Source organism: Ruminococcus sp. XPD3002, assembly GCA_900119535.1.
GTDB lineage: Bacteria > Bacillota > Clostridia > Oscillospirales > Ruminococcaceae > Ruminococcus > Ruminococcus flavefaciens_H.
Map to the genome: position 1 here is coordinate 344,123 of FPJT01000002.1, position 26,884 is coordinate 371,006.

The window sequence follows — 26,884 nt, forward strand, 5'->3', positions numbered from 1 at the left end:
AGGGAACGCCCTCTCTTGCAGGGCGTTCCCTCTTTCAAAACAGTCCACCGGACTGTTTTGAAATTCACCCTTTGCGGTGCGCTTTGTGCGGTGAGGGGCGTTGCCCCTCTAACCCCACCAAAGGCTCTGCCTTTGGAATCCGCTAAAGGGATAGTATCCCTTTAGAATCCACGAATAAATGATTTCAGGCTTTTTTTGACACTCTCAAGGTGACGGCTTAATGCTGTCACTTATGAAAAAAGAAAAGGACGGCATCATGCCGTCCCTTCCTTTGTTGTGGTTTTATGAGAGAATTGGATATCGTGGTTTATTTTGCCGCTGTAGGAACTGCGGCGAGTCTTTCAAAATACTCCTTGGAGTATGCAAGGTATTCGTTTCTGAATGTTTCGTCGTTCTGCTTTACCTCGTGGAGATAAGCGTGGAGATTGGTCTTTTCGTCCGTCTCGATGAGACAGCCTGCGATATTGGAGCAGTGATCGGAGATACGCTCCAGATTGGTGAGTATATCCTGGAAGATATATCCCAGCTCGACTGTACACTCGTCGTTCTGTAAACGGCGGATGTGACGGTTTTTCAGCTCGGTGCTGAGGTTGTCCACCACTTCTTCAAGAGGTTCGACCTTATGAGCAACAGCAAGATCGTTGCTGATATAGGACTCGATAGCCTTGTTGATATTCTCGGTTATCGCATCGTTGATTATCTTTATCTCGCTTACGCACTCGGCTGAGAAGCTGATGCCTTTTTCGTGCATTTCCTGAGCCGATTCCACAAGGTTAACGGCGTGGTCGGAGATTCGCTCGAAGTTTCCGACGCAGTGCATCATTTTTGAAACACGGCGGCTGTCCGCACCTGTAACGCTTGCTTTTGATATCTTTATGAGATAGCTGTTTATCTTATCCTCGAACTTGTCGATGATGTCCTCACGTTCGATTATCGAATCGGCAGTCTCATCGCTGTATTCGGAGGTGAGAAGGTTCAGGGCATCTATGATAGTTTCCTTGGTTATTCTTGCCATTTCGTCCGTAGCGCTTCTGCAAGCCTCAACAGCTACAGCAGGAGTTTTCAGGAAGCGCTCGTCAAGACCTGTTACAACGCTCTTGATCTCAGGTTCTTCGTTCTTTCCGTCGCGGATGATGATCTTTGAAAGAGCAACGAGCTGTTTAGTAAATGGAAGAAGGATTATTGTGGTTGCTATATTGAATATAGAGTGCATAACAGCAATGCCGACGTATCCGACGGTCTGGCTGAATATGCTGAGCTGTACAATATGCTGCAGTATCATAGCAACAGGAAGCAGTATCAATGTACCGAGAACTTTTATAAGTATGTGTATACAAGCAACTCTTTTGGCATTTTTATTAACACCGATACTTGAAATCAGAGCTGTGATACATGTACCGATATTAAGTCCCATGATTATTGGAAGTGCCATTCCATAGGTAAGTGCGCCTGTCTGAGAAAATGCCTGTAAGATACCGACAGAAGCAGCTGAACTCTGGATAATACCGGTAAAGCCTGCGCCGACAAGAACACCGAGTATAGGATTATGGAAAGCAGTGAGTATTCTCTGGAATTCGGGAGAATCTGCGAGCGGTGCAACCGAATCGGACATAAGAGTCATACCCGTCATGATTATTGCAAAACCGACGAGAATTCGACCGATATCCTTTTTCTTATTTTTCTTTGCACCCATTATCAGTATAACTCCGATAAGAGCGACCAATGGTGCGAAAGAAGAAGGCTTCAGCATTTTAACAAATGGGTTTTTTCCGTCTACGCCTGCAAGACTGAGTATCCATGCTGTAAGAGTAGTTCCGATATCTGAACCGAAGCATACGCCTATTGTTTGTTCAAGGGACATGATTCCCGAGTTAACGAATCCCACGAGCATAACGGTCATAGCCGATGATGACTGGATAGCTATGGTAACGCCCATACCGAGGAGAATAGCTTTGAACTTGTTTGAGGTCATTTTTTTCAGGGCTACCTCCAGCTTACCACCTGTAAGCTTTTCAAGACCTGTGGACATAACGTTCATTCCGTAAAGGAAGAAGGCGAGTCCTCCGAGAAGAGTGAAGATGTTAAAAATAGAAAAACTTTCGTCCATACCATGAACTCCTTTAAAAATATATTATTATTCCTTTCAGTTTTTATTATATCCCTCTTTCGGGAATAGTCAATAGAAATCGGAAGGGTTTAACTTAGATTTAACATTATAGGGGCCACTTTAGCACTCTCGCGAATCGAGTGTTAGCACTCGTGCCTGTAGAGTGCTAATTTTCATCTTTCTGTCACAGTCCCATTATTATTTGCTCATATAGGTGCAGTATCATATAATCACCGAAAGGAAAGGGATGATACCAATGGAAAACGGGTATGATAATGAATACAAAGGAATAATAAACATAAAATAAGTATGGCTGCAAAAAGCAGTTTAAAGTAACTGGAGGTATGATTTATGTATGGACTTTCACCATTCGGAAGAAACGGATTCGATCTTTTCAACTTTATTAATGACTTGGATAAACAGTTCTCGGATACAATGCCTGTAAACTCCTGCAGGACGGATATACGCGATGAAGGCGATAAATACGTTATGGAATCGGAGCTTCCGGGCTTTGAGAAAGAGGACATCAAGCTTGATATAAACGGTTCTTATCTTGTTATCTCGGCACAGCACGAGAACACAGAGGAGAAGAAGGAAGACAGCGGAAAGTATATCCACCGCGAGCGTAAATTCGGTTCTTACAAGAGAAGCTTTGATATCTCGGATGTTGATGCAGATGGTATCTCTGCCGAGTATAAGAACGGCATCCTTATTATAGACCTTCCAAAGAAGAAGCCTGAAGAGCCTGTTGCAAAGAGACTTGAAATAAAGTAATGAAAATGCCCCTCGAAAAAGAGGGGCATTCGTTTTAACTATTGTCATTCAAGGACTATATCCTCGAACTTTCCGCGTATCGCTTTAACAAGTTCGGAAGGGGAAAGGTGTATCTGAGTTCCTATACGTCCGCCGCTGATATAGAAAAGCGGAAGTGCTTCAGCTGTATTATGTACAACAGTCATGAACTGTTTCTTCATGCCGATAGGAGTACAGCCTCCTCTTACATAACCTGTTACCTTTGTGATGTCCTTTACGTGAAGAAGCTCCACGGACTTTTCACCTACGCTCTTTGCGGCTTTTTTCAGGTCCAGCTCCAGAGCTACCGGAAGCAGGAAGCAGTAATAACTGCCTGTTTTGCCCTGTGCAATAAGAGTCTTGAAGGTCTCATCGGCAGGCTGACCGAGCTTTTCCGCAACGGTGATGCCGTCGATGAATTCATCACACTGGTATACCTGTATCTCGTAGTTTATACCGCTTTTATCAAGAAATCGCATTGCATTGGTCTTAAGTTCCTTTGCCATAATTATACCTCCATACAGAAACGGCGGATATAAAACATCCGCCGCTTTTGTTTTTATTGCTCCGCCAATTAATTCTTGAAGAATTATAGCGAAGGACAGGCAGCGAAAGGCAAGGAAGAAAGGCACAGGAATACTGTCGTATTTCAAGACTTTCTGACGAGGTATTTCGCTGTCTGGACAAGCCAGAAAATTCAAGAGTTAGTTGGCGGAGCAATATTTATTGCATAGTCATAAACGAAAACGTCTCTATAGCTATTATTGTGAATATAAGCGTTGCAAAAGTGATCGCAAGCATCAGCAGAAGCGCAAGTATCATGTTCAGAGGACGTATACCTCCGAAGGCTGCGGCACGTTCTTTGGTTATATTGCCGCCGCTGCGCTTTTTCATTCTTTTCAGTGTGTTCACAGCAAAGCGGAAATACAGCCAGTTGCCGAAAATACACATCAGGATTCTCAGGGCAAGCTCAGCAACATTGCAAACCTCAATAAGGTTCTTGATTATGGTGCGGTTTGCATAGAGCGCCTCCATAGTGCGGACAGAGAACAATGCAAGGGTACTGTCCTCCATGCCTGTCTTGACGAAATAGCTTATTGCCGCAGGTATGCTGAGAATGGTCATAAGGACGGCGGTCGCAATGGACCAGCCCCACATCCTTCTGTTTGCGAAATAAAGCTGAGGGAAGAAGAAGCAAAGCACGTTGAATGAGAGCTTTGTGCCGATATCCTTCATTCGTTTGAATATAGGGATATAATAAATGGTATTGGTATCCACGAAGTTTGAAACTTCCCTGATAGTAGCGCCGCCCAGGTCCTCATCGGGATTGAAGCCGAGGTACGGCCTTGAGATGCCTATACCGACCTCATCGGCATATCCGTCAGCGGACGTATCCTCACCTGTGTTTTTATCCTCATTCAGGTATCCGCCGCAGTGTGAACATCGTTCCTGATCTGCAGGATTCGGGAATTGGCACACAGGACAAACAATAAGACGACTGTTGATGCTTTTCAGCGGTTTTTCACGCTGCCACTTTCCTCCTTCGCCGTGAAGAGCTTCATTGGCACACTTTTTTTCCTTATTATAGCACTCTCTGTGATGCGGAGAACCGCATTCGGGACAAACAACTATATCGTCGCCCTGTACGAATAACCCACCGCATGCAGCACATCTTTCACCGAAATAGTCCATAGTACCCTCCTTCCGATAATATTCGTTCTGAATATTATTATACCATGATATGAAGTATAAAATCAAGAGGGAACTACAATAACATATAGAAATTTATTTACAGCTCAGGTCATTTTTTTATAAGTTTGTATAATATGGATATAGCTCCGCACATTACACCTGCAACAGGCCATACCACCCAGCTGATATCCCATCTGCCCGAAATGAAGCTGAAAAGCAGGTATCCTGCTGTAATAACAGTCCAGTAAAAACCGATAATCAATCCAATCTTCTTATCAGAGCGGTTCTCTTTTTCTTCTCTTGTGAAGCTGCCTTCTTCAAGGAGTTTTTCATATCCGCCGTTTGTGATGCCCGTATGTACGAAAAGGAAAACTCCGCAGGCTATCATTATGAACATGAGCGCAGGAACAGAGCGTACTGCGGCGCTTGCAGAATCGAAGTTATCTGCGATTATAGGCGGCAGGAAAGCAAGGATGCAGAGTATTACACCGATAACTGTATTGCGGATAGAAACCGGTCTGTACTTTGTCTGTTTTTCTTTTACCATGCCCGATACACCGTATTCAGTGTCTATGCCTTCCTTGATAAGGTAGTCATAGGGATCCATCATCATGCCGGATACGATGAACACTCCTACGCTTGAAGCGATCATAAGCAGCATTATTATAACAGCGAACGTATCTGATTTACAGTTCAGACTGTCGGATAAAATGGGAGCTATAACGGAAAGGATGATAACTGCAACTCCAGCAGGCACCATTAAAGCTCTTTTGCGGTTGAGTTCAAGGAACTTGTTTGCTTCTTCCATGCTGACATGGCGGAGAGGCGGTTCTGTTTCTTCGGGAGCAGCTTCAGTGGGAGCTTCCGCAGCAGTTTCTATCTCTTCCTTTAATAGGTAGTCTGTGCTTACGCCGAATATCTGAGAGAGCTGAAGAATCCTGTTAAGGTCGGGAGTGGACTGAGCACCCTCCCATTTAGATACGGACTGTCTGCTTACTCCGAGTTTTTCTGCAAGCTCCTCCTGAGAGAGACCTGCCTTTTTTCTTAAGTCGATAATCTTATCTGCGAGTATCATATATTTTCCTCCTTTAGTCTGTGGCTTGACCACTGTCCATATTATAGCATATCAGGCATTTACATTCAACCAACTCCGCTTTTCAATTTGTCAACCGGCGGTTGCATTGCCTGTATTTCGGGGAAAATCAACTGTACATCTCAGTTGACTGCCGAGTGTCGCGAGATATCTGCGGACTGTTTACCGCAATGCTCCAACAGCAACATTGTCTATATTTCAAACTGCATATTCTGCAAAGTTTGTTGATAAAACATCTTGAACTTGCAATCCAAATCGTGTATTATAATAGTGTATTGCACCGATGCTATAAGGTGCAGGAACAATAGGTCCGCAAGGCGGACAAAGTCAGAAAGAGGTAGATCATGAAAAAGCTCATATCATTTCTTGTAGTCTCGGCTGTATGTGCTTCGTTTGCTTCGTGCGGAGACTCAAAAAAGAATAATTCTGATACATCAGACAAAAACGGAACTTCGGTTTCAGACGGCGACACTTCATACGCAGATGACGAGGAGATAGTTTACGAGGATAAGGTCTTCCCGAATGACGGAGATGCATACCTTGCAATTGTCGATAAGAAATGGAGCCTTGAATACTGGGGACGCGACGAGGATGCCCTTGCTTATTCAGCAGGAACTGTTCCGATAACAGGCAACGGTGATTATTCCGTAAGCATAACAACAAACACCTACGGCTGCCGTGAACAGGCTTCGGGCGGAGATCCTCACGCTGATATCAAGGGCGAGGGACTTTCCTTCCTTGCAGTTATGATAAAGGAAGGCGAGACAAAGTACCCCAATGCTGTTATAACAGTAAACTCCGTAAAGGTGGACGGCAGAGAGGTCGCTATGACTTCAAAGCCGTATACATCATCCGATGACGGTAAGGATACAAGAGCAAATATTTTCAATACATGGGTAACAACTCCCGCAACAGATGCAAGATCGACAGAAGGTCCGTTGTATGAGAGTGGCAATCCGACAGATTTCTGCAAGGACTATTCGGCACTTGTGGTAAATGAAGAGGATTTTGCTTCATGGACAGATATACAGGTAGATTTTACCGTATCGGGAATAAACTGATATAGCCAACAATACATTGATAATGGAGTCGCTTTCATGGGCGGCTCCGTTTTTTATATAAAAAAGTACGGGTAAGGAGAAATTCCTTACCCGTACATCGGTTATTCACTATTCATTACTTTATAGTCTCAGGGAGTGATTTGATGATTTTAGCATCAAGATGCTGTATTGCAAGAGCATCGAGAGCTGTGATGCCGTCGCCTGTGTTGCAGCAGTCAGCGTTTATCTGTCCCTGAGCACTGATTGGATACTTTTTGCTGTTTGCAATGTTCTGGAGAATGAGCAGAGCATCGGAAAGTGTTACGTCTCCGCTTTCATTTGCATCGCCGTAGATAACCTTTCCTGTTGTAGTTGCGGGAACAGGTGTTGCTGTAGTAGGAGCAGCTGTAGTCGGCTTTACTGCGGGAGCTGTTGTCTTAGGAGCGGAAGTCGGCTCAACAGTGGGAGTTTTACCGTCGGAAAGCTTGCCGCAGATGATTCCGCAGCCTACAGTTGACATGTAAACAGTACCGAATTCGTCCATATCACCAACGAGGAAGTTACCGTTTCCTGTACCGCCGTAGAGGTGATCCTTGTTGATGCATACCCATGTTTTGCCTGCGTCTGTTGAGCGGTAGATACCGTCAACATCGTCCCAGGTGGGTTTACCGTATATGTAGAGGGTGTTCGGACCGCCGCTCTTTTCGGGAGCGCCGTAGCCTACACATTTTGCATATGCAACTGTTTCGAGCTTTTCAGCCTTTGTACCCTTTTCTGTTATGATGTACATACCGTTCCAGCCTACAGCCATAGCGATAGTGTCCTTTGTGATGTAAGCGAGATCACCTGTATGGTCGCACTGGTCGTATTTGCCTATCTGGAGCTCCTTGAAGGTAGCGCCTGCATCTGTACTGATGTAGAAGGAGTAATGTGATTCCTCAAGAGTAGGCTCTGTCTTGTTGGGATCGGAAGCCCAGTAGTCGTTGTGCTTTATGCCCGAACCGTAAACGATCTTCGGATCATCGGGATCAACGAGTGTGTATGTGGACTTTGAACCGTCGATACCTGTTGATTCCTTCCATGTCTTGCCGAAATCGTCTGTATAGGAGACAGCAGCGCCGCCGCCGTTGGACTCGATTATGCGGTATTTGCCTGCTGAAACTTCAGTAATAGAGATCTTTCCGCCGCTGTAAGCGAAATCCATTTCAGTCCATGTCTTGCCTGCATCCTTGCTGTAATAACCCTTTGCGTTGTTCTGTGAAACACGAGCCATTATCTCGGGAGCTGAAGGACAGTAAGCGATACCTGAAGTTGAACCCATATTCGGAACATACTGCTGAGGTATCTTTGTTACATCGGTATGGATGAATCCGTCATAGTCGCCGATAGCGGAGTAGTTCTCGCCCTTGGGAACGCTTACGAAGTCGAGAGCAACAACTTCCTCAATGCCGTCAGGCTGGAAGTGGAACTGGGGAAGGTCATCCCATGTATTGTCGCAGGCGAAAACGCCATTTCCTGATGTGGAGAATGAACGGTCGGGCTTGACGGGATCGATAACATAGGAACCGACCCAGTGGATAGCCTTGTCACGTATCCACTCGTATCCGCCGTCTGCAAGATAGTCAGCGATAGGAGGCTGTCCCCAGAATGGAGTGATACCGGGAGTGGTCTCTATCCAGTGCTCGCCGCCGTCCTCGGACTTGAAGAACTTGTCGCCCCATGAAGGACCGTGAACATCGTCCCAGGGCTGCCAGAGCTGAGCGTTCGAGAAGAGTCCGCAGGTAGAGCAGACCATGTGATCGGGATTTGCAGGATCTACGCTGATGCCGCTGTATCCGCCTTCGCCGGGATCAGCGAATTCCTCGGTCTGAGTTCTGTAAAGGTGGCGGAGAGGAGAGATATCGGTTATCTTTCCTGTCTTTGTATCGAGCTTCTTGACGCTTCCCTGAGTACCGCCCTCGCCTACGCATACAGCGCCCTGGAAAGCAAAGAAGATATTACCCTTGCCATCGCCTGTGATACGTCCGGGGTAGTGTTCACTGTCGAGATCACCGCTGATATCGGTGAACTTATCGTCCTTTACATCTGCTACGACTACGCTGTTCTTGCCTGTTGTGGAAGTTCCGACATAGACTTTTCCGCCGTAGATGTAAATTGAAGAAACGCCGTTCTGAGTGTTGTATTCGCCCTTCTGGAGAGCACGAGCCATGTGTTCGGTCCATGTAGGCCATTTTACAGACTCTTTGTAGAGTCCGAGTGCGTCATAGGACATAACAGGCTTCCATGTCTTACCGCCGTCAGTGGACTTGATAAGGCAGGAGTCACCTGCGGTAACGTCGCCGCCGCAGTAGATAGTATTTGGATCGTCGGGATCAACAGCTATTGATTCACCTGTCTGTCTGCCGTTGCCGTTGCCGTGGACCTGTATGAGGTCGGTAACATCGATACGCTCGAAGGTCTTACCGCCGTCGGTAGTCTTGAAAATAGCGGTACCTGCATCTGAGAAGTAAGCACATCCGCAAAGGAAGTAAACTGTATCGTCATCGGTTGGATCGATAGCCATAGCGTCGACGCTGAGGTAGCCTCTGTCTGCATCGTTGAGGAAACCGAGAAGCTGTTCCCACTTGTCTGTAGCGTAGTTATACTTGTAAGCTCCGCCGACATCGGTACGTGCGTACATAGCCTTCTGACCTGTAACGATACCCGAAACGAAGCCGCCGCCGCCTAATCTGACAGCGTCCCATTTCATTGAAGAAGAGATGTCATTGCCTGCTGCTGAGACGGACTGAGTGCCTGTAAGAGCCGTCTGAGCAACGCAGACTGTAGAGAGGCAGACAGCGAAGAGGGCTGCTGCCGACTTTCTGAGAGTGCGTAAATTTTTCATAGTTTTCCTCCGTTTTTTTCCCGCCGAAGGATATACAGGGGTTATATATTTGTCCTGCATAGCCTTCGGACAGATATCACGTTTCGGAGCTGCCTAAAGCTCCTTGCCTATGATTTTATTGTAGCACTGACGGAAGCATTTGTCAATACAATTTTATGCTAAATCTAAGCAATATTTTTGCACGAAAGTTCAGTTTGTATAGTGATTTGATGAATTAATGAAGAAAAGGTGGACAAAATGAAGAAAATTGGTTGCAACAATTGTCAAGGTCACAAAAAGTACATACTGAGTTTTCAGATAAGATTTATATTGAATTTCCTGAGCCAGTAGTCCAGCTGCACGAAGAAGGCAATAGTCTGCGGCAGGTTCATGAGCTGACCGTACCACTGTACGCGGTCAGAGTGCGAAACAAGACCTTCAAGTGCACTTCTGTCCGCAAGTTCGGTAAGGGGACTGCTGCTGTCGGCGAGTATATCCCGTAGCTTTTCCGTGACCGCATCAAGAAATGCAGGATTGTGAGTTTTGGGATAGGGACTTTTTTTCCTGTAAAGCACCTCATCGGGAAGCCATTCCTTCATAGCTTCACGGAGAAGTCCCTTTTCACGCCCCATATAGTCCTTGTACTCCCATTTCACGTTATAAAGGTATTCAGCGATGCGGTGGTCACAGAAGGGTACTCTGACTTCCAGTCCGCTGTACATGCTCATACGATCCTTGCGGTCCAGAAGAGTCTGCATGAACCATTGACAATTCAGCAGAGTCATTTCCCTCATCCGTGAATCGAGACTGCTGTCCGATGGGAGTTTCGGAGCGGAAACGGCAGTGCGGCGGTAGGCTGAATATACGTAATCTTCGGCATCTATCCTGTATCTGCTGCTTATGAAGGTACTGCGGTAAGCGGTGCTCTGCGCCCAGGGGAAGCCGTCCGTCATGCGTATATCCTCATCCCTGAACCACGGGTAGCCTCCGAAAAGCTCGTCGGCGCATTCTCCCGAAAGTGCTACGGTACCCGTCTTTTTTATCTCTCGGCAGAATATGAGGAGAGAAGCATCCACGTCAGCCATACCGGGCAGACCGCGTGCATCGGTCGCAGAGTAGAGAGCGTCCACCAGCTCGGGGGTGTCCACTACACACCAATGGTGCTCGCAGTCGAGATATTCTGCCATTCTGCGAATAAAATCGGGATCGCTCGTAGGCTGAAAATGGCTTTTGGTGAAGTATCGTTCGTTGTCCTTGTAGTCCACGGAAAAAGTGTGGAGCTTCCTGCCTTGTTTTTTCAGTTCGGAAGCGGCAACGGATGAGATAATGCTTGAATCCAGACCGCCTGACAGGAAAGTGCATACGGGAACGTCCGACACTAATTGACGGCGGATAGAATCGGTAACGAGCCAGCGGACGTGCTCGGCGGTCTGATCGAAGGTTTCATCGGTGCCTATCGCCTTGAACTGCCAGTAATCGCGGATATCGAGTCCCTCGGCGGAGTAAGTGCCGCACTGTCCCGGCTTTAATTCCTTTATTCCCCGTATCACACCGCATCCGGGAGTTCTTCCGGGAGCCATGAGAAGAAGTTCGGCGGCACCTGTTTCGTCTATCTCGTGGGGAATATCGGGATGTTCCAGCAGTACCGGTATTTCCGAAGCGAATATAAGCTTGCTTTTGCTCATAAAGTAAAACAGCGGTTTAACTCCCATTCTGTCCCTTGCAAGGAAAACGTTGTGCTGCTGACTGTCATAGACTGCAAAAGCGAATATGCCGTTGAAACGCTGAAGACAGTCCGCTCCCCATTTTATATAGCTTTTCAGTACGACCTCGGTATCGGAACGGGTATCGAAGCTGAACTCGAAAGACAGTTCGTTCCGCAGTTCATCGGTGTTATAAAGCTCGCCGTTGTATACGATCGTGAGACTGTTTCCGCCGATCGTGCAGGTCATTGGCTGACGTCCGCCGTTTATGTCGATAACGGCGAGGCGGGTATGTACCAATGCTGCTTCGGGATAAAGACATATCCCTTTCTGGTCGGGACCTCTGTGAAGCATAGCAAGCTGCATTTTCTCACATGCAGCTGCCTCAGCTCTCATGTCCTCTTTGAAACTGATCACTCCTGCAATTCCGCACATAGTGTTCTCCGCCGCTTTTCGGCATACGGTACGCCGTGATATTATTGCTCTCCAAACTAAACCTTACCGGCAAATGCTCGCCATAAAGAAAATTTTTCTGCGTCAGAAAAACTTGAAATACGCCGGTATTCCTGCATTTTTCTTCCTTGATAAATTCTCTTTCTGACTTCGCCTTTCTGGCAAAGCTTAATTGGGAGAGCAATATATACTATTCTGCGTAAGGAAAAATGGTTCATAATGCATGTTTAAAGCATATTATAAATAGTATAGAGGTTATAGTCATTTTATAATTGTTTATTATTTAATAATTAGTGAAAACTATTGACGTATCGCCTGAGTAGTGGTACAATAAGAGCGTAAAGGACCGTTTATGACAAAAAACGACGGTCGGAAAAAGGGAGGCAGACAAATGAGATATGAGATCATAGGCGAAACAGTACCTGCGGTTGAAATGCAGCTCATGCAGGGCGAATCAGTCTACACTCAGTCTGGTGGAATGATATGGCAGACAGAAGGCATTTCCATGTCCACCAACGCAAGAGGCGGCATCGCAAGAAGCCTCGGCAGAATGTTCACGGGCGAATCGGTGTTTATGGCTAATTACAAGGCTGAACGCGACGGCGCAAAGATCGCTTTCGGCTCAACGGTTCCCGGTTCGGTAGTTCCTGTGGATATCGGCAAGGGCGAACTTATCGTACAGAAGGGCTCGTTCCTCTGTGCCGAGCAGACGGTTGACCTTAAGGCAACTTTCACAAAAAAGCTTGCAACAGGTCTTTTCGGCGGCGAAGGATTCATCCTTCAGAAGCTTTTCGGAAGCGGAATGGCTTTTCTGGAAGTTGACGGCGACATGGTGGAGAGACAGCTTGCAGCGGGTGAAGTGCTCAAAGTCGATACAGGAAACGTAGTCGCTTTTGAGACAACGGTGAAGTATGATATCGAGACTGTCAAGGGACTCGGAAACATATTCTTCGGCGGAGAGGGACTATTCATCACAAGACTTACAGGTCCCGGAAAAGTAATACTCCAGACGCAGAACTTCAACGATTTTGCAGGAAAGATACTCAGCCGACTTCCTAAGAATTAAAGCGGAGTATCAATAAAACCAAGGCGAAGAAAGAAGAAATAAAAAACATCAAATTATTTCTCATGATTTAAGCGGCAATACAGGTAATAATGAACAAATCAAAGTTAATCTATTTGCTGTAGTTTACAATTATATAAAAATTTCTTGAAATGCGGCGATATATGTTGCAATTTCAATCTACATGTGATATAATATTTGTGTAAGTTCAACAATTACAGCATTATGGTATCAATGCTGTGTTTTGTTCTGTCTTGAAGATTGTTTTTTGTAGAATAATACGGCGGAAAAAATGTGTGTTTTACGAATGGTATAATCGTTGGTAAATATTGATAAAAAACGGCTGATTATTTAAGTCAAAAAAACGATTGAAAAATAACTCTTAAAATGTTATAATTGTTATATTAAGGCAGAGAGAATTGTTTCGGCTTAATCAAATAACTATGGAGGTGGTTTTATGAAGAGTTATTCCTATATTGGCCAGGATGCTAAAGGCAACGTTGTCAGAAGCAGGGCCAATGCTGAGAATGAGCAGGAATTCCTTCAGAAAATGAAAGAACGAGGCGTATATATCAGAGAATACCAGGAAGACGACTCGGACACCAGCAGATCTATCTATAAGTTCAATACAAAAGAACTTTCATTCTGCTGCCGACAGCTGAGCGCCATGCTGACCTCGGGTCTTACACTTGTAAAGGCTATCGACATCCTTACAAAGGAACAGACGAACGCAAAGGCAAGAGCAATATGGCAGGACATTTACGAGAATGTTCAGAAGGGTGAATCCTTCTCCTCAACTCTTGAGATGCATTCGGGTTCATTCCCTGAGTTCCTTATCTCAATGGTCGGCGCCGGTGAATCAAGTGGTTCGCTTGACGTAATCATGCAGAGAATGTCCGACCACTACACAAAGGAAAACAAACTTAAAAACGTAGTCCGCGGCGCTATGGTTTATCCTATCATACTTGCTGTTGTTGCAATTGGTATCACGATATTCCTCTTTACTGCGATCCTTCCGAGATTCCTCGAGATGTACGAGGATCCTAACGACATGCCTGCACTGACAAGGATACTTGCAGCAGGAAGTGAATTCCTGAGAACAAAGTGGTTCCTGCTCATTGCAATTATCGGCGGTATCGTAATGGGATTTGCTTATCTTATGAAGACTCCGGATTTCAGACTGAAATTCGATCGCTTTATCCTTAAAGGACCAGGATTTGGTCCTCTGGTAACAAAGATCTATACAGGTCGATTCGCAAGAACCCTTTCCTCACTTTATTCAAGCGGTATTCCGATGGTAGAGTGCCTTCAGAGATCTTCCGACGTACTTGCTAACTCATACATATCAAGCAAGTTTGAAGAGGTAATCGATGAAGTTAAACAGGGTGAATCTCTTTCAGCATCTATTACAAGAACAGAAATATTCGAGAACATGTTCTGTTCTATCATATATGTCGGCGAAGAGTCAGGTGCTCTTGACACTATTCTTGAGAAGACTGCCGATTACTATGAAGATGAATCTGAATCAGCTGTAAAGCGACTCGTTGGTATGGTCGAGCCTATACTCATCGTTTTCATGGGTATCATGATCGGTCTTATCGTCGGCGGTATCTACCCCGCACTCTACGGTGCTTTCGGCGAGATGGAAAACCAAGCTTAAAATTGGAAAGGTGGAAAACAGAAAATGCTTTCATTTGATATAACTGATAGAAATATACGAATCGTAAGAGGTTCGGAAACAAGCGGAAAGATCAAGGTTACAGGCGCTACGACCATCAACCTTGAAGAAGAACTTATCGTTAACGGATATGTAAGAGATGTTCCTACAGTAGCTACTATCATCCACGGCGTTCTTAAAAAGAACCGTATGACTGATAAAGAAGCTATCGTTAGTATCTCTTCAAACCTTACGATATTCAAGGAGATCAATGTTCCTAAGGTCGCTAAGGCTCAGGAACTTCCAAGAGTCGTAAGACAGCAGATGCAGGCTGAACTTAATCTTGATGATTCCTACAGCATTACATATGTAATAGTCGGCGAGACTACAGGTGAGAACGGCGATCAGATGCTTAAGATCCTTGCTACCGCTTGTCCTTACCAGATCATTGACAGCTATAAGGAAGTATTCAAATACCTTAACGGCGTATCACTTAAGTCTGTAATGGTTGGATGCAACTGTATCACAAAGGTTCTTCTTGCTGATACAAAGATCAGATCAAAGATGCCTCTGCTTGCTGTACAGATCGATAACAACTTCATCTCACTCAACCTCTATGAGCAGGGTCAGCTTTCATTCTCACGTTTCGCTTCTATCGATCCTTCGGACTATGACGGATCTCCTGATTACGTTTTCGAGGCTGTAAGCGAGAATATCTACCGTATGCTTCAGTTCCACAGAAGCCGTAATACAGGTGAGACTATCGAGAACGTTATCTTCTACGGCGATACTCACGAGTATGTAAGACTTACTGATGAACTTGAAAAGTATGAACTGAATACAAGTCTCATTAACGTTCCTCCGCAGATCCACGGACACGAAAATCTTGAATTCTCACTGTATGCAAACGCTATCGGTGCTATGTTCAAGCGTAACAGAGACACTGAAAAGATCAACCTTCTTGAAACAGAACTTGGTTCAACTGTAAAGAAGGCTGTTAAGAGCGATAACTCAGGTACCCTTGCCCTTCTTGCAGGAATTATTGTTCCGTTCATTCTTATGGGCGGTATTGTTGGCGTTATGGCGCTCAAAAATCTTAGCATCAAGCATAAGATCAGAGATATCCAGGAATGGATCGATTCTGATTCTACCAAGAAGCAGCTCAGACATGAGGAAAAGCTCGAAGGTATGAGAGACAGTGTAAGAGAATACAACACCAGAATGAACAATGCTCATGACGGTTTCTTCTCGAATCCTGTTATCGATGGTGATAAGTTTGATGTTGCTGAGGATGTTCTTGCAAAGACTGCTGAGGATCTCGGAATTGAAAAGGCAAGAATAATTGAGCCTAAGTATGAAGACGGTATACTTAAGTTCAAGGTTAAATGCGACAGTGACGATGAGCTTATGGCTCAGGAGCTTCCTGCTCAGTATGTAGAGAACCTTCTCAGCGAAAAGTATTCTGATAATAAGGGATACTATGAAGTTGCAGGATATAGCGGATATGAAGTGGTCGTTAAAGAAACTGTTGCACAAACCGGCGAGGGCGAAAACCAAGCAACAACAGTTCTTGATTCTGATGAGCATGTAGAATTTGACGTAGAGATCGGCCTTAAGGGACGCGAAAGTGCGTATAAGCCGGATACTTCAGAGCCGGCTGATGCAGAAACTGCAGACGATGCTGAAGAATAATAAGGGGGTCGATTAAGATGAATGTAAATTTAAATAACAGAGAAAAAACAATTCTCGGTGTATTCCTTGCAATAATCATCATACTGGTTGGTATATTCGCAGGAATCAGACCAATCAATAAGAATATCAAAGCAAATAAGCAGATTCTCCAGGATAAACAGGAGGAACGCGAACAGCTTGAGGCTAAGATCGCTAAGATACCCGGACTCCAGAAACAGATCAAGGAAACTTATGATAAGGCTATCGACCTTGCAGAAGATTTCGTAGATTACAACAGCATCTACAGAACAGATCAGTTAGATATGTTCCTTCAGAATTATGCTGATGAGAACGAAGTTAAGATTCTGAAGCTCGAACTTGATCCGATGGATGATTCAGATCTTGATTACTACTATTATGAGTATGCTGATCTTGCAGAAGACATGAGAGCATCAGCAGACGTAAACGGTACTATCAGCGCAAGACAGGATGAGATCCTTGGTGAGCAGAAAGCTCTTAAGGACAGAGATGTCGAGACAGCTATGGGTACAAAATATGGTATGGTTCTTAAGGGTACAAAGGAGAACATCTGGAAGTACCTTAAGGCAATAGAAGATCAGAGCGAGACGATCCTTATAAACAAGGTTGATATCGAGGACTTCAATTTTGAAGCTGATCTTGATGAAGAAGGTTACATCAGAGCTGAAAAGCCTGACGGCGAATCCAAGGCAGAAGTGGTCATCTCACTTTACTCAGTATATGAAATGGATGAGCCTGATACTTCAGCAGACGATTGATAACCGACACACGCTATAGTTATACACAAAGAAATAACTTGAAAGGCGGTTAGAAAAATGAAAACAGAGAAGAATAGAAAATTACATGGATCAGTTCTCCTTACTGTTGTTGCAGTAATGGCGATGCTGATAATCTTCATGACAGGAACTCTCGTTCTTGCCAATGCGGCAAACAGAAGGTCGCACAGATCATACACGTCGTCGCAGGCTGAGTACACTGCAAGGGCTGCGATAGATGCGTTTTATCGTTCAACAGAAGACAATACAGCCATAAGAGATGCTGTTCTGAATCTTGGCACAAGAGTAACATATGCAGACGTTGATTTTGGTGCTGCTTATAATCCTGCAATGGGAAGACTCGTTGATCCGGATGGCTCAGGTACTCATGATGGTCAGATCAGAATTGAACAGCTTCATGATGCAGCGGATCATCCGATAACACAGTGGAAGTGGAATCCATCCCCTGAAGATCCCTCACATCCAGGAAGAGCATTACCTGCTCGATGGGAAGAATTCAATGTAATTCGTGTTACAGCAACAGTTCAGGTCGGACAGCGTGGTGCAAGAAAGACTATATATCAGGATTTCCTTGCTAATCCAACAACCTTTACTCCTCCAGTAGTACCTCCATCTCCAACTGCTCCCGAAGGATTCCAGACTATCGGTGATTCTGCCTTCAATACAACAGGTAGTACACTTTCAACTCCTGTAATTCTCGGTCTTGGTGAATATAACAGAGACAGCGTATATAATCCAAGAAACTCAACCGAAATATACAGTCCTATGTTCTTTGTTAACGGAAGCTTTGAAACAAGCGCACAGTTTCATATACATGTAAGTGATCCTTCTTTCAAAACAATCATTACTAAGGATTTGAATGTTGATAACGAGCTTATCGTAGATGTTGAATATGATCCGGGATTGCTTCCGGCAGACTGGACACAGAAGGATGTTCCTTACTTCTTTGTAAACGGAACAATGAATTATAATCAGAATCAGTTATATCTTGGTACAGGATACAGTGGAGACGGTGTAACAGGCAACCAGGCGCCTTATAACGTGTTCCTGGGAAAAGCTAACATTGACTGCACGGGTCCTGTTCATATTGCAGGTGATCTTTACCTTATGGATGCAGGTGCAGATAATCTTATAAATGGAGGAAGCAGCTCGAAGCTTTACAGCTGGACAGCTTCTATGGATCCTGCATCAGGAAGTCAGTTTACTCCTGCTAAAACAGGTAGCATATACTGCAACGGTAATCTTGAATACAATGCAGGCGGAGAAATCGACGGTGAGCTTCGTGTAGAAGGTACATTAACCATAAATGCGAATGAGCCTTTAACAATTCATGGTAATGTTGTTGCAAGAAATATAGTATTAAACGGTACCAAGTCAGTCGAAATAGTCGATGGAAGTGCTGCATACTATGATTCAATTTCAGGCGATAATGCTACTTCTATAGCTGGCTTCGAGGCACTGCATTCTGATTTTGCTTCATTTGGTGAACCAGCATATCCTGATACAATGACACGTGAAGAGATCTATGGTCAGGATCCTACTGCTTCTGATCTTCAGTCTATGTTCAGTGGATTTGTACAGCCCGGAGGAAACAAGATCATAACAAATCAGACAGAGCTTCTTGAAGCGATCGGTTATGATAATACTCGTGGTGATTTCTCAAATTATTATACAGAACTTCCTTCAACAGTTGCTGCTAAGAACACATCAAATACATATGGTGATGGATATACTAACGGAACATCCTCTGTAGTATATATTCCGCATGACGCTACGCTCAGCGGAACAGTTACAATAGTACCGCCAGCAGGAGCAACAGACTTCTGGGTAGTTCTTGGCGATGAAAGAGAAACACTTACTATTCCAAGTGATACAAGACTTGTTCTTGACGACAGTTCTTGCGTAATAAATGTAATGATCCAGGGTGATCTTAAGCTTAATGATAGATCAGCGCTCCTTTGTAAGAGCGTAGCTGATAAGATCACAGGTCAAACAACGCTTGGTGATATCGATCAGAGTACTGATCATGTTAATGTAATGCTTTATTCTAATGAAACTACTACACTTACACTTGGCGCTCAGGCACTGGTTGCTGCAAATGCTTTGGCACCGAATATGGAGCTTATTGGCGGAACAAGTGCACAGTGGACAGTTGACAGTTACACAAGCAAATATGGCGTTGAACCTAATTGGTTAGGAAGCGGTCATCAGGTAACATGGCTTGGAAACGGACTTTTCAAGGGCGTTCCTGACGCAATAAACAACTTTGGCTTCCTTAAGCTCGATACAGGATTCTGATGAAAGGGAGGATGACTGAAATGAAAAAGAAAAGAACGCTTAAGGGCATGACTCTTATCGAGATCATCATATCGATGTTCATTCTTACTGTAATGGCAGGACTTCTTCTCGGAATCGGACTTAATGTTGATGAAACAAGCAAAAGCACAACAGGCATGAAGGATAAGGTTGCAGTTGAAGCTCCTTATGCGGGAAACCACAGAACTCAGTATATTAACAGCGCAGGAAATGTTCAGGATATAACCCCTGAGGCTAATTTAACTATTACTGTCGGACTGAATGGCACTAGCCAGAATGTTGAAGGCAATGTCTTTAACACAGCTGATATTTACGATGATTCCATCAGCGAAAGAAGCCTTGCGGGCGATAAGCATGATGATAGGGATCTGAGATTCATTCAGGTAGTAACAGCTGGACCGTAAGGGAGGGAGTTTAATGAAAAAGTCAAGAAGATTAAGCGGCTTTACGCTTATTGAAATGATAATTGTTATGGCTCTCTTCACTATGCTGTTGCTTGCGGCTTTCATGCTGTATCAGCCTGTGGCAAGAATATTCAAAAGAACAAGCGTAAGCGAAAGAACCTACAGTTATACAAATAACATCGAGAACATTATACACGGACAGCTTAATGATGCTGACAATGTATGGGTCTATGCAGGCAATTCTTTAACCGGAGCAGGACAACTGACAAATGATCAGCTTGCAGAAAGATGTACAGCATTCAAAAATAATTACTATAAGGATATGATTATAGGAACTGGAGCGAACAGTCAGGAGCCTGCAAAAGGAACAATACATATCATGCATGTTCTGAATAATGGTACCGCTTCTTTTCCAAGCGGACAGATAGTAGTCAGCGATGTTCCTTTTGATTGTGCTGAAACTGCAAATATTTCTGAATTAGATATAGATGCAGCAGAAACCGGAGCAACATCTATTTTACCGGATGCATATTTTGCTGCAAATGATGCAGGAAGATATACATTCAATTATTGCCTCGGAACAGGTACTTTACAGAGCGCTGTCGGTCCAGGAGGATCAACTGACGGATACAGAGCGCTTGATATTGATATGAATGCTGATACACTTGCTTTCAACAGCCAGAATCTTTCAATGTCGGTTGTTGTTACAGGTGACACAGTTACTCCGAGCGGCGCAGCATTTGCGGATGTATCAAACTACAGAGCATTCCGCGAGCCGTGTTCGATCTCTTCAATATCTTTACCTTTTGCAAGACTTAACAGCGTTGAGCGTGGGCATCAGCCAAGAGCATTCCACCATGCTAATCCTACGGGTACATCAGCTTTCATTTTAGACACAGCTAATATTACGATAATGGATTCTGTTCAGTATGACAGATATACAATTGATATGAGTGTTCAGAATAGAACAGATCCGACAGATGTTAGTGTTGACTTTGCTAAGGACATCTACTTCATATACGCATATGAGGAAGAATTCCACACTTAATAACTGACTGAAAAAGAATAAAAAAACAGGCAGCAGATAAGCTGCTGCCTGTAATTCTTTTTTGCTTATTGCATTTTATCAGCAAATAAACCAATGTACCAGTTAGCAATGCTGCCGCCCCAGAGTGCTGCGATCGCAATACCCATGGAAAGATACGGTCCGAACGCTAACTTTGATTCTCCTGTAACTGCTTTATAGGCGATGCCGCCGATAGCAGCAAGAAGAATTCCAACAAATGCTGAAACGATAATAGCTTGTGTTCCGAGTAAAGCTCCTGCGGCGAACATCAATATAGTATCGCCGAGTTCGATAGCACGGAAATCTTCACCCGTTTTCTTCCTGATGAAGATACGGCTGATCTCACCGATGATGAAGAACGGAACACTGATGACAAGAGCACCTATTATGCGGCTTTTGATCGAAGCATCCTCTGTGAATATCGCAGACGGGATAGCAAGAAGGAAAATGAGTGCAACGATGATCATGTCGATCTCCATTGTATCCCAGTCCATGAATCCCACAACAATAAGAAGCGATATGAGAACACAGGTTATTATGGCTTTAGCATTTATGTCCAGTACAGCGAATGTTAATACGTAAAGCAATCCGTTGAGTGATTCGACTATAGGATAGCGCGGCGAGATCTTTTCTCCGCAGCTGTGACATTTTCCTCTGAGGAAAAGCCAGCTGAAAACTGGGATCAGATCTATCGGTCTGATCTTCGCACCGCATGTCATACAGTGTGAAGAGCTCTTTATAAGCGATTCATGACGCGGAAGCCTGAGTATTACAACATTCAGGAAACTGCCTATGCTGATGCCAAGCAGAAAGATGATGGAGTAAAACATGACCTTGAAAGGCCACTCTGTAAACTCACTATGGAGCATGTCTTCAAATCCGAACATGGTTTACCCTCCTTTCATTAAAAATTACATAAATCTATTATAACATAATTCTTAAAAATTTCAAGAGTAAATTAAGAGTTTGCATAACTTTTTGCAGACTCTGGAATAAGCGGAGGTTTGTTATGAGAAACGAGAGAATTGGCGACTATTTAGTTAGTCAGGGGCTGATCACTGACGAACAGCTCCAGAGAGTTCTTGCGGTGCAGAAGGAATCCAATGGAACAAAGAAGTTCGGCGACGTTGTTGTTGAACTCGGCATCATGTCTGAAGTGAATTTCACTAAGGCACTTGCAGGAAAGCTCAGAGTCCAGTACGTAGACCTTGACAGTATCGATATCGATACAGAGGCTGTACAGAAAGTACCGGAGGCTCTGGCAAGAAAGCACACTGTAATCGCTATAGCTATAACAGGTAAGCGTCTTACAGTTGCTACAAACGATCCTGTAAACTTCATCGTACTTGAGGATATCAAGGTATCAACAGGTATGGACACCGTTCCTGTTCTTGCAACTACCTCGGCTATCAATAAGGCGATCGGTAAGAATTACTCAATGCAGAACGTTGATAACGTTCTCGACAGCATCAACTCAACAGTGGGCAACGACCTCGGCGGTCCTATGGACGACGAGTCGAACGATCGTGTTGAAAGCGCTCCTATCGTTAAGCTTGCTACAACTATCGTAGAAAATGCTTTCCGTGCAGACGCTACTGATATCCATATCGAGCCATTCAAAACATATACACGTATCCGTATCCGTGTTAACGGCGACCTTGTTGAACTCATGAACATTTCTTCAGCAGTTCACAGCGCTCTTACTACACGTCTTAAGCTCATCAGCGGCATGAACATCGCTGAGAAGCGTATCCCTCAGGACGGACGTTTCACTCAGACCGTTGACGGCACTACTCTTGATGTCCGTGTATCTGCACTTCCTACAGTACACGGTGAAAAGATCGTTATCCGTATTCTTTCAACAGGTCAGATCGCTCTTCGTAAGATCACAGACCTTGGTATGTCAGATTATAACTACGCAATGTTCGAGTCGATGCTCCGCGTACCACACGGCGTTATCCTCGTAACAGGACCTACCGGTTCAGGTAAAACAACAACTCTTTACGCAGCCCTCGGTGAGATAGCTAAGCCAAACGTAAACGTTATCACAGTTGAGGACCCTGTCGAAAAAGCTATCGATGGAATCAATCAGTGTCAGGTTAACCAGAAGGCAGGCATGACTTTCGCAGCTGCCCTCCGTTCAATCCTCCGTCAGGACCCTGATATCGTTATGATTGGTGAGATGCGTGATGCGGAAACTGCTGATATCGGTATCCGTGCGGCTATCACAGGACACCTTGTTCTTTCAACACTTCATACCAACGACGCTGCTTCAACAGTTGTTCGTCTCGTTGATATGGGTATACCTTCATACATGGTTGCTACTTCACTTATCGGCGTTATCGCTCAGCGTCTTGTAAAGGTACTTTGTCCTTCATGCAAGAAGCCTCGTATGTCAACAGAGGAAGAGAATGAACTTATGGGAATTCCTTCATCTATCCAGATCTATGAGCCATGTGGATGCCCTGAGTGTAATAACACAGGATACAGAGGAAGAACTGCTATCCATGAGATCGTTCACTGTACTGCAAAGGTATCTTCTATCATCGCTGCAAACGGAAGCAAGGAAGATATCGAAAAGGCTGCTAAGGCAAACGGTACAAGACTCCTCCGTGATAATGCATCAGAACTTGTTCAGGCAGGCGAAACATCAATTGATGAGCTTGTAAGAGCAACATTCTCAGTATAATCGTTATACATATATATATTAGGAGGAAATTACAATGGGAATCATTAATATTCATAAAATACTGGACGAGGTCAGACTCCTCGGCTGTTCAGACTTGCATTTCACAAATGCTATCGCTCCTGTAGTTCGTCTTAACGGTACACTGAGAACAATGCGCTCACAGTACCCCGAAATGGATGAAGAGGAGATACTGGATATCATCCAGCAGATGACTAACGAGCAGCAGCAGACAAGTATCAATAACCATCACGATACCGACTTCTCTTTCCAGACAAAGAGCGGTTACCGTCACCGTGTTAACGTATACTTCCAGAAGGGCAAGCCTGCTATCGCTATCCGTCTTCTTCGTAACGACATCCCTACTCTTGAGGATCTCGGACTTCCTCCGATCCTTGCTGATTTCGCAATGCGTCCCCGTGGACTCGTTCTCGTAACAGGACCTACCGGTTCAGGTAAGTCTACAACCCTTGCAGGTATGATCGACTTCGTTAACCTTAACAGAAGCGCTCATATCATCACTGTAGAGGATCCTATCGAGTACGTTCACGATCATAAGCGCTGCATGATCAACCAGAGAGAGATCGGCCTCGATGTACCTAACTTCGCACTTTCACTCCGTGCTGCTCTTCGTGAGGACCCGGATGTAATCCTCGTAGGAGAAATGCGTGACTTCGAGACTATCCAGGCTGCTGTAACAGCTGCTGAAACAGGACACCTTGTAATGTCCACACTTCATACAACATCTGCTGCTGATACCATCAACCGTATCATTGACGTTTACCCTGAGCATCAGCAGAACCAGATCCGTACACAGCTCGCTAACAACCTTGTTGCTGTTATCTCTCAGACTCTTATTCCTAAGAGAGACGGTACAGGACGTATCGCTTGTATGGAGATCCTTAACGTAACCGACGCTATCTCAGCTATGATCCGTGATAACAAGATCCACCTTGTACAGTCTGCTATCCAGACAGGTAAGCAGCAGGGCATGATGTCACTGGATATGGAGCTTGCACGTCTTGTTGCAAGAGGAGTTATCAACGAAGTTGATGCTCTTGAGAAGTGCCTTGACAAGCAGGAATTTTACCGCTTCCTGTCGCAGTTCGGCGGCGGAGCTCAGTAAGATCTGTGAATATATTCCCTCGTTACGGCGGGGGAATATTTCTTTTTTATGAATAATCAGCGCAGAAAATATGTTCAATTGTAAACGAAAGAGAAAAGTTGTTCATAATTAGAATGAAATTAGAAAATAATTAATGTCGTATTGTCTTTTTAAGAGGTAAAAACAGCCCGGATCGTGAGACTAAATGTCAGTAATTATGAACGCAAAAAGCATCAAAACAGGTTAATACAATTAATATGTTCATAGAATACTGTGCATTTTGACGAAAAAGACGTCAAAAATGGCCTGTTTTACCGTTTGTATGTAAAAAAAGTGATTTTCATGAAAAAAAATTCAAGAAAGTATTGACATTTTGTGAATGACGTGGTATACTATAATCACAGGAAAGGGAAGGGGTTAAAAAATAAAAAACCTCACATCCCGAAAAACAAACAGTGCGAAAGCACAAATATTATTTATAAGGAGGGTTTTCGTCATGAAAACTACAAAGAAAGGTTTTACACTTATTGAGCTCATCGTTGTTATCGCAATCATCGCTGTGCTCGCAGCTATCCTCGTACCAGCAATGCTCGGTTACATCAGAAAGTCAAAGGTTTCATCAGCTAACTCAGCTGCTGCAACACTCTACAAGGGCATAAACACTGCTCTTACAGAGCTTGATGAAGCAGGCGGATATGTCGGTGATGCTGATTACACTTCTTTAACTTTAACTCCTACAAATCCACCGGCTGGTTATGATTTCAAGAAGAGCGTAGAGAAGTTTGCTAAGGTTAATGATGATGGTTCTAATATTGCTTTCTCAATCGTTAGCCAGGCTTGCGTTTCAGCTGCTTATGCTCCTAATGGCACATACACAGGTACATATCCTTCAGGTATTGTTAATGCAGACAACTACGAGTCATACAGTGGTTCTGTTGGTGCTGCTAATGCTGCTGCTAAGGCTAAGGCTACAGCTACAACATGATGAGCTAAAAACTGAATAAGTTAATAAAGCTTAATTAAAATTACCCTCTCTCTTCGGAGAGGGGGTTTTTTTAAAACATGTAGAAATATAAATAATCAATTAATAAATAATACGTTAATCGTGTGAAATCAATGATAGAGAGTTGTCTGATTGCACAGTTTTTTCTCTAAAAGTTTGTATCATACTACACAAGCTTTTTATTGACAAATTGTGAATAATCTGGTATAATATACTTGTATAAGGCAAAGGAGGGATTTGCATGAAGCGTAAAAAAGGCTTTACATTTATTGAGTTGATTATAGTAATGGCAATTATTGCTATTTTTGCGGCTTTACTGATACCGACATGGGGCTATTTTCTTAGTAGAGCGAGAACAAGACAGAACAATGCTACTGCAAGAATAGTTTTCAATGCAGCTCAGACAGCTGTTGTTGAAATGAACGCAAACGAGAGAAGTCTGCATGTTGATCCTGCGAATAGATATGTAACAAGTCCTTTCTATTTCTATTGGAACGGAAGTAGTGGGTTTGTATGCGATTCTGACGGCAATGATATTTCTTCCGGCGATACTCGCAATGCGGTTTTTGCAGAAACAGTTAACAGGATCCTTGATAATCCGGAATACGCATATAAAATTTATGTGGTTGATAACAAAGTTGAAGCTGCTGCGGCAGGAAGAGACGCAACTGATAACTTTGTCGGAGTATATCCTGTGAACCTGAAAGATGCTGAGGAAAATGGAACGCTTCTTGCAGGGGAAGAGAAAACAATTCGAAACAATCATGTGGTTCATGTTCCCCTTGAAAGACTTACGGTATAATCAAAGCTAATTAAAGCGCAGCTGAAAAGGCTGCGCTTTTGTTTATACAGCCGATATACGATTTGTACAAAAACCGATGAATATTAACGCTGAAGTTTGAGTTGACAAATCATAGAAACCGTGTTATAATATAAAAGCTGTCAGAGATGACAACAACACAACAAAAACTTTTTTGAAAAAACTTTGAAAAAGTACTTGACAAAGGGTTCGAGTTGTGATATAATATTAAAGCTGTCCCGTGAGGGAGAGCGAACAGCATCTTGAAAATTAAACAATGCAAGAAAAAGTAACGACCCTTGAGATTCCTTTGCTGAAAAGCAAAGAAATAGTCAAGCAAAGACTTTAAAACGCAGTAATAACGCAAGCGTTATTGAACAGGATTGATTTTAAGTCCGAAAGGATTTAATATACAACTTTATAAAGAGTTTGATCCTGGCTCAGGACGAACGCTGGCGGCACGCTTAACACATGCAAGTCGAACGGAGAATATTTGGTTTACTGAGTATTCTTAGTGGCGGACGGGTGAGTAACACGTGAGCAACCTGCCTTTGAG

The 26,884-nt window shown here is 44.0% G+C and carries 20 protein-coding genes and 1 rRNA gene; 14 read left to right on the forward strand and 7 right to left on the reverse strand.

Annotated features, from left to right (window positions below; genetic code table 11):
* Window positions 1-307 precede the first annotated feature (307 nt).
* Complete coding sequence (locus BT127_RS02975) at window positions 308-2,107, reverse strand: Na/Pi cotransporter family protein (RefSeq protein ID WP_075423532.1); 1,800 nt, start codon at window positions 2,105-2,107, stop codon at window positions 308-310.
* Between the two features lie 351 nt (window positions 2,108-2,458).
* Between BT127_RS02975 and BT127_RS02980 the strand changes: the two genes are divergently transcribed.
* A complete protein-coding gene (locus BT127_RS02980) occupies window positions 2,459-2,881 on the forward strand; it encodes an Hsp20/alpha crystallin family protein (protein ID WP_075423533.1) in 423 nt (140 codons plus the stop codon).
* Window positions 2,882-2,925: 44 nt separating this feature from the next.
* Here BT127_RS02980 and ybaK read toward each other — a convergent pair whose 3' ends face one another.
* From ybaK to BT127_RS02995, 3 genes are all read right to left on the reverse strand, one after another.
* Complete coding sequence (gene ybaK / locus BT127_RS02985) at window positions 2,926-3,405, reverse strand: Cys-tRNA(Pro) deacylase (RefSeq protein ID WP_075423534.1); 480 nt, start codon at window positions 3,403-3,405, stop codon at window positions 2,926-2,928.
* Window positions 3,406-3,622: 217 nt separating this feature from the next.
* Window positions 3,623-4,591: an RING finger protein gene (locus tag BT127_RS02990; protein WP_075423535.1), complete on the reverse strand. Its 969-nt coding sequence runs from the start codon at window positions 4,589-4,591 to the stop codon at window positions 3,623-3,625.
* A 109-nt stretch (window positions 4,592-4,700) separates the two neighbouring features.
* A complete protein-coding gene (locus BT127_RS02995; RefSeq protein WP_075423536.1) occupies window positions 4,701-5,666 on the reverse strand; it encodes a helix-turn-helix domain-containing protein in 966 nt (321 codons plus the stop codon).
* 362 nt (window positions 5,667-6,028) lie between these two features.
* Here BT127_RS02995 and BT127_RS03000 point away from each other — a divergent pair, with 362 nt between their 5' ends.
* On the forward strand, window positions 6,029-6,745 hold the full coding sequence (locus tag BT127_RS03000; protein ID WP_075423537.1) for a hypothetical protein: 717 nt from the start codon (window positions 6,029-6,031) through the stop codon (window positions 6,743-6,745).
* Window positions 6,746-6,860: 115 nt separating this feature from the next.
* On the opposite strand, the gene BT127_RS03005 is transcribed toward BT127_RS03000, so the two are convergent.
* Together BT127_RS03005 and asnB are read right to left on the reverse strand one after the other, a co-directional pair.
* On the reverse strand, window positions 6,861-9,608 hold the full coding sequence (locus tag BT127_RS03005) for a sialidase family protein (RefSeq protein ID WP_075423538.1): 2,748 nt from the start codon (window positions 9,606-9,608) through the stop codon (window positions 6,861-6,863).
* 293 nt (window positions 9,609-9,901) lie between these two features.
* Window positions 9,902-11,725: an asparagine synthase (glutamine-hydrolyzing) gene (gene asnB / locus BT127_RS03010; RefSeq protein ID WP_075423539.1), complete on the reverse strand. Its 1,824-nt coding sequence runs from the start codon at window positions 11,723-11,725 to the stop codon at window positions 9,902-9,904.
* A gap of 409 nt (window positions 11,726-12,134) precedes the next feature.
* Between asnB and BT127_RS03015 the strand changes: the two genes are divergently transcribed.
* From BT127_RS03015 to BT127_RS03045, 7 genes are all read left to right on the forward strand, one after another.
* Window positions 12,135-12,809 carry a TIGR00266 family protein gene (locus BT127_RS03015; RefSeq protein WP_075423540.1) on the forward strand — a complete coding sequence of 225 codons (675 nt, stop codon included), beginning with the start codon at window positions 12,135-12,137 and terminating at the stop codon, window positions 12,807-12,809.
* 454 nt (window positions 12,810-13,263) lie between these two features.
* Window positions 13,264-14,466, forward strand: a complete 1,203-nt coding sequence (locus BT127_RS03020) for a type II secretion system F family protein (protein ID WP_075423541.1) — start codon at window positions 13,264-13,266, stop codon at window positions 14,464-14,466.
* 24 nt (window positions 14,467-14,490) lie between these two features.
* A complete protein-coding gene (pilM, locus tag BT127_RS03025; RefSeq protein WP_075423542.1) occupies window positions 14,491-16,155 on the forward strand; it encodes a pilus assembly protein PilM in 1,665 nt (554 codons plus the stop codon).
* A gap of 17 nt (window positions 16,156-16,172) precedes the next feature.
* Window positions 16,173-16,931: a hypothetical protein gene (locus BT127_RS03030; RefSeq protein ID WP_075423543.1), complete on the forward strand. Its 759-nt coding sequence runs from the start codon at window positions 16,173-16,175 to the stop codon at window positions 16,929-16,931.
* A 57-nt stretch (window positions 16,932-16,988) separates the two neighbouring features.
* Entirely contained in the window at window positions 16,989-19,247 is a 2,259-nt protein-coding gene (locus BT127_RS03035; protein WP_075423544.1) for a bactofilin family protein, read from the forward strand.
* 20 nt (window positions 19,248-19,267) lie between these two features.
* Window positions 19,268-19,669 (forward strand): type II secretion system protein, encoded by a 402-nt coding sequence (locus BT127_RS03040; RefSeq protein ID WP_075423545.1) that lies wholly within the window; start codon window positions 19,268-19,270, stop codon window positions 19,667-19,669.
* A gap of 13 nt (window positions 19,670-19,682) precedes the next feature.
* The gene (locus BT127_RS03045; RefSeq protein WP_075423546.1) at window positions 19,683-20,717 is read left to right on the forward strand and encodes a PulJ/GspJ family protein; all 1,035 of its coding nucleotides are present in this window, start codon (window positions 19,683-19,685) and stop codon (window positions 20,715-20,717) included.
* Between the two features lie 65 nt (window positions 20,718-20,782).
* On the opposite strand, the gene BT127_RS03050 is transcribed toward BT127_RS03045, so the two are convergent.
* Window positions 20,783-21,622: a prepilin peptidase gene (locus BT127_RS03050; protein WP_082334878.1), complete on the reverse strand. Its 840-nt coding sequence runs from the start codon at window positions 21,620-21,622 to the stop codon at window positions 20,783-20,785.
* A 122-nt stretch (window positions 21,623-21,744) separates the two neighbouring features.
* Here BT127_RS03050 and BT127_RS03055 point away from each other — a divergent pair, with 122 nt between their 5' ends.
* The 5 genes from BT127_RS03055 to BT127_RS03075 form a co-directional block, all read left to right on the forward strand.
* Complete coding sequence (locus BT127_RS03055; RefSeq protein ID WP_075423547.1) at window positions 21,745-23,424, forward strand: GspE/PulE family protein; 1,680 nt, start codon at window positions 21,745-21,747, stop codon at window positions 23,422-23,424.
* Window positions 23,425-23,458: 34 nt separating this feature from the next.
* Window positions 23,459-24,547 carry a type IV pilus twitching motility protein PilT gene (locus BT127_RS03060; protein WP_139275370.1) on the forward strand — a complete coding sequence of 363 codons (1,089 nt, stop codon included), beginning with the start codon at window positions 23,459-23,461 and terminating at the stop codon, window positions 24,545-24,547.
* Window positions 24,548-25,022: 475 nt separating this feature from the next.
* Complete coding sequence (locus BT127_RS17120; protein ID WP_075423548.1) at window positions 25,023-25,511, forward strand: prepilin-type N-terminal cleavage/methylation domain-containing protein; 489 nt, start codon at window positions 25,023-25,025, stop codon at window positions 25,509-25,511.
* A 259-nt stretch (window positions 25,512-25,770) separates the two neighbouring features.
* Window positions 25,771-26,331: a type II secretion system protein gene (locus BT127_RS03070; protein ID WP_075423549.1), complete on the forward strand. Its 561-nt coding sequence runs from the start codon at window positions 25,771-25,773 to the stop codon at window positions 26,329-26,331.
* Between the two features lie 414 nt (window positions 26,332-26,745).
* A 16S ribosomal RNA gene (locus BT127_RS03075) occupies window positions 26,746-26,884 on the forward strand; the annotation flags it as partial.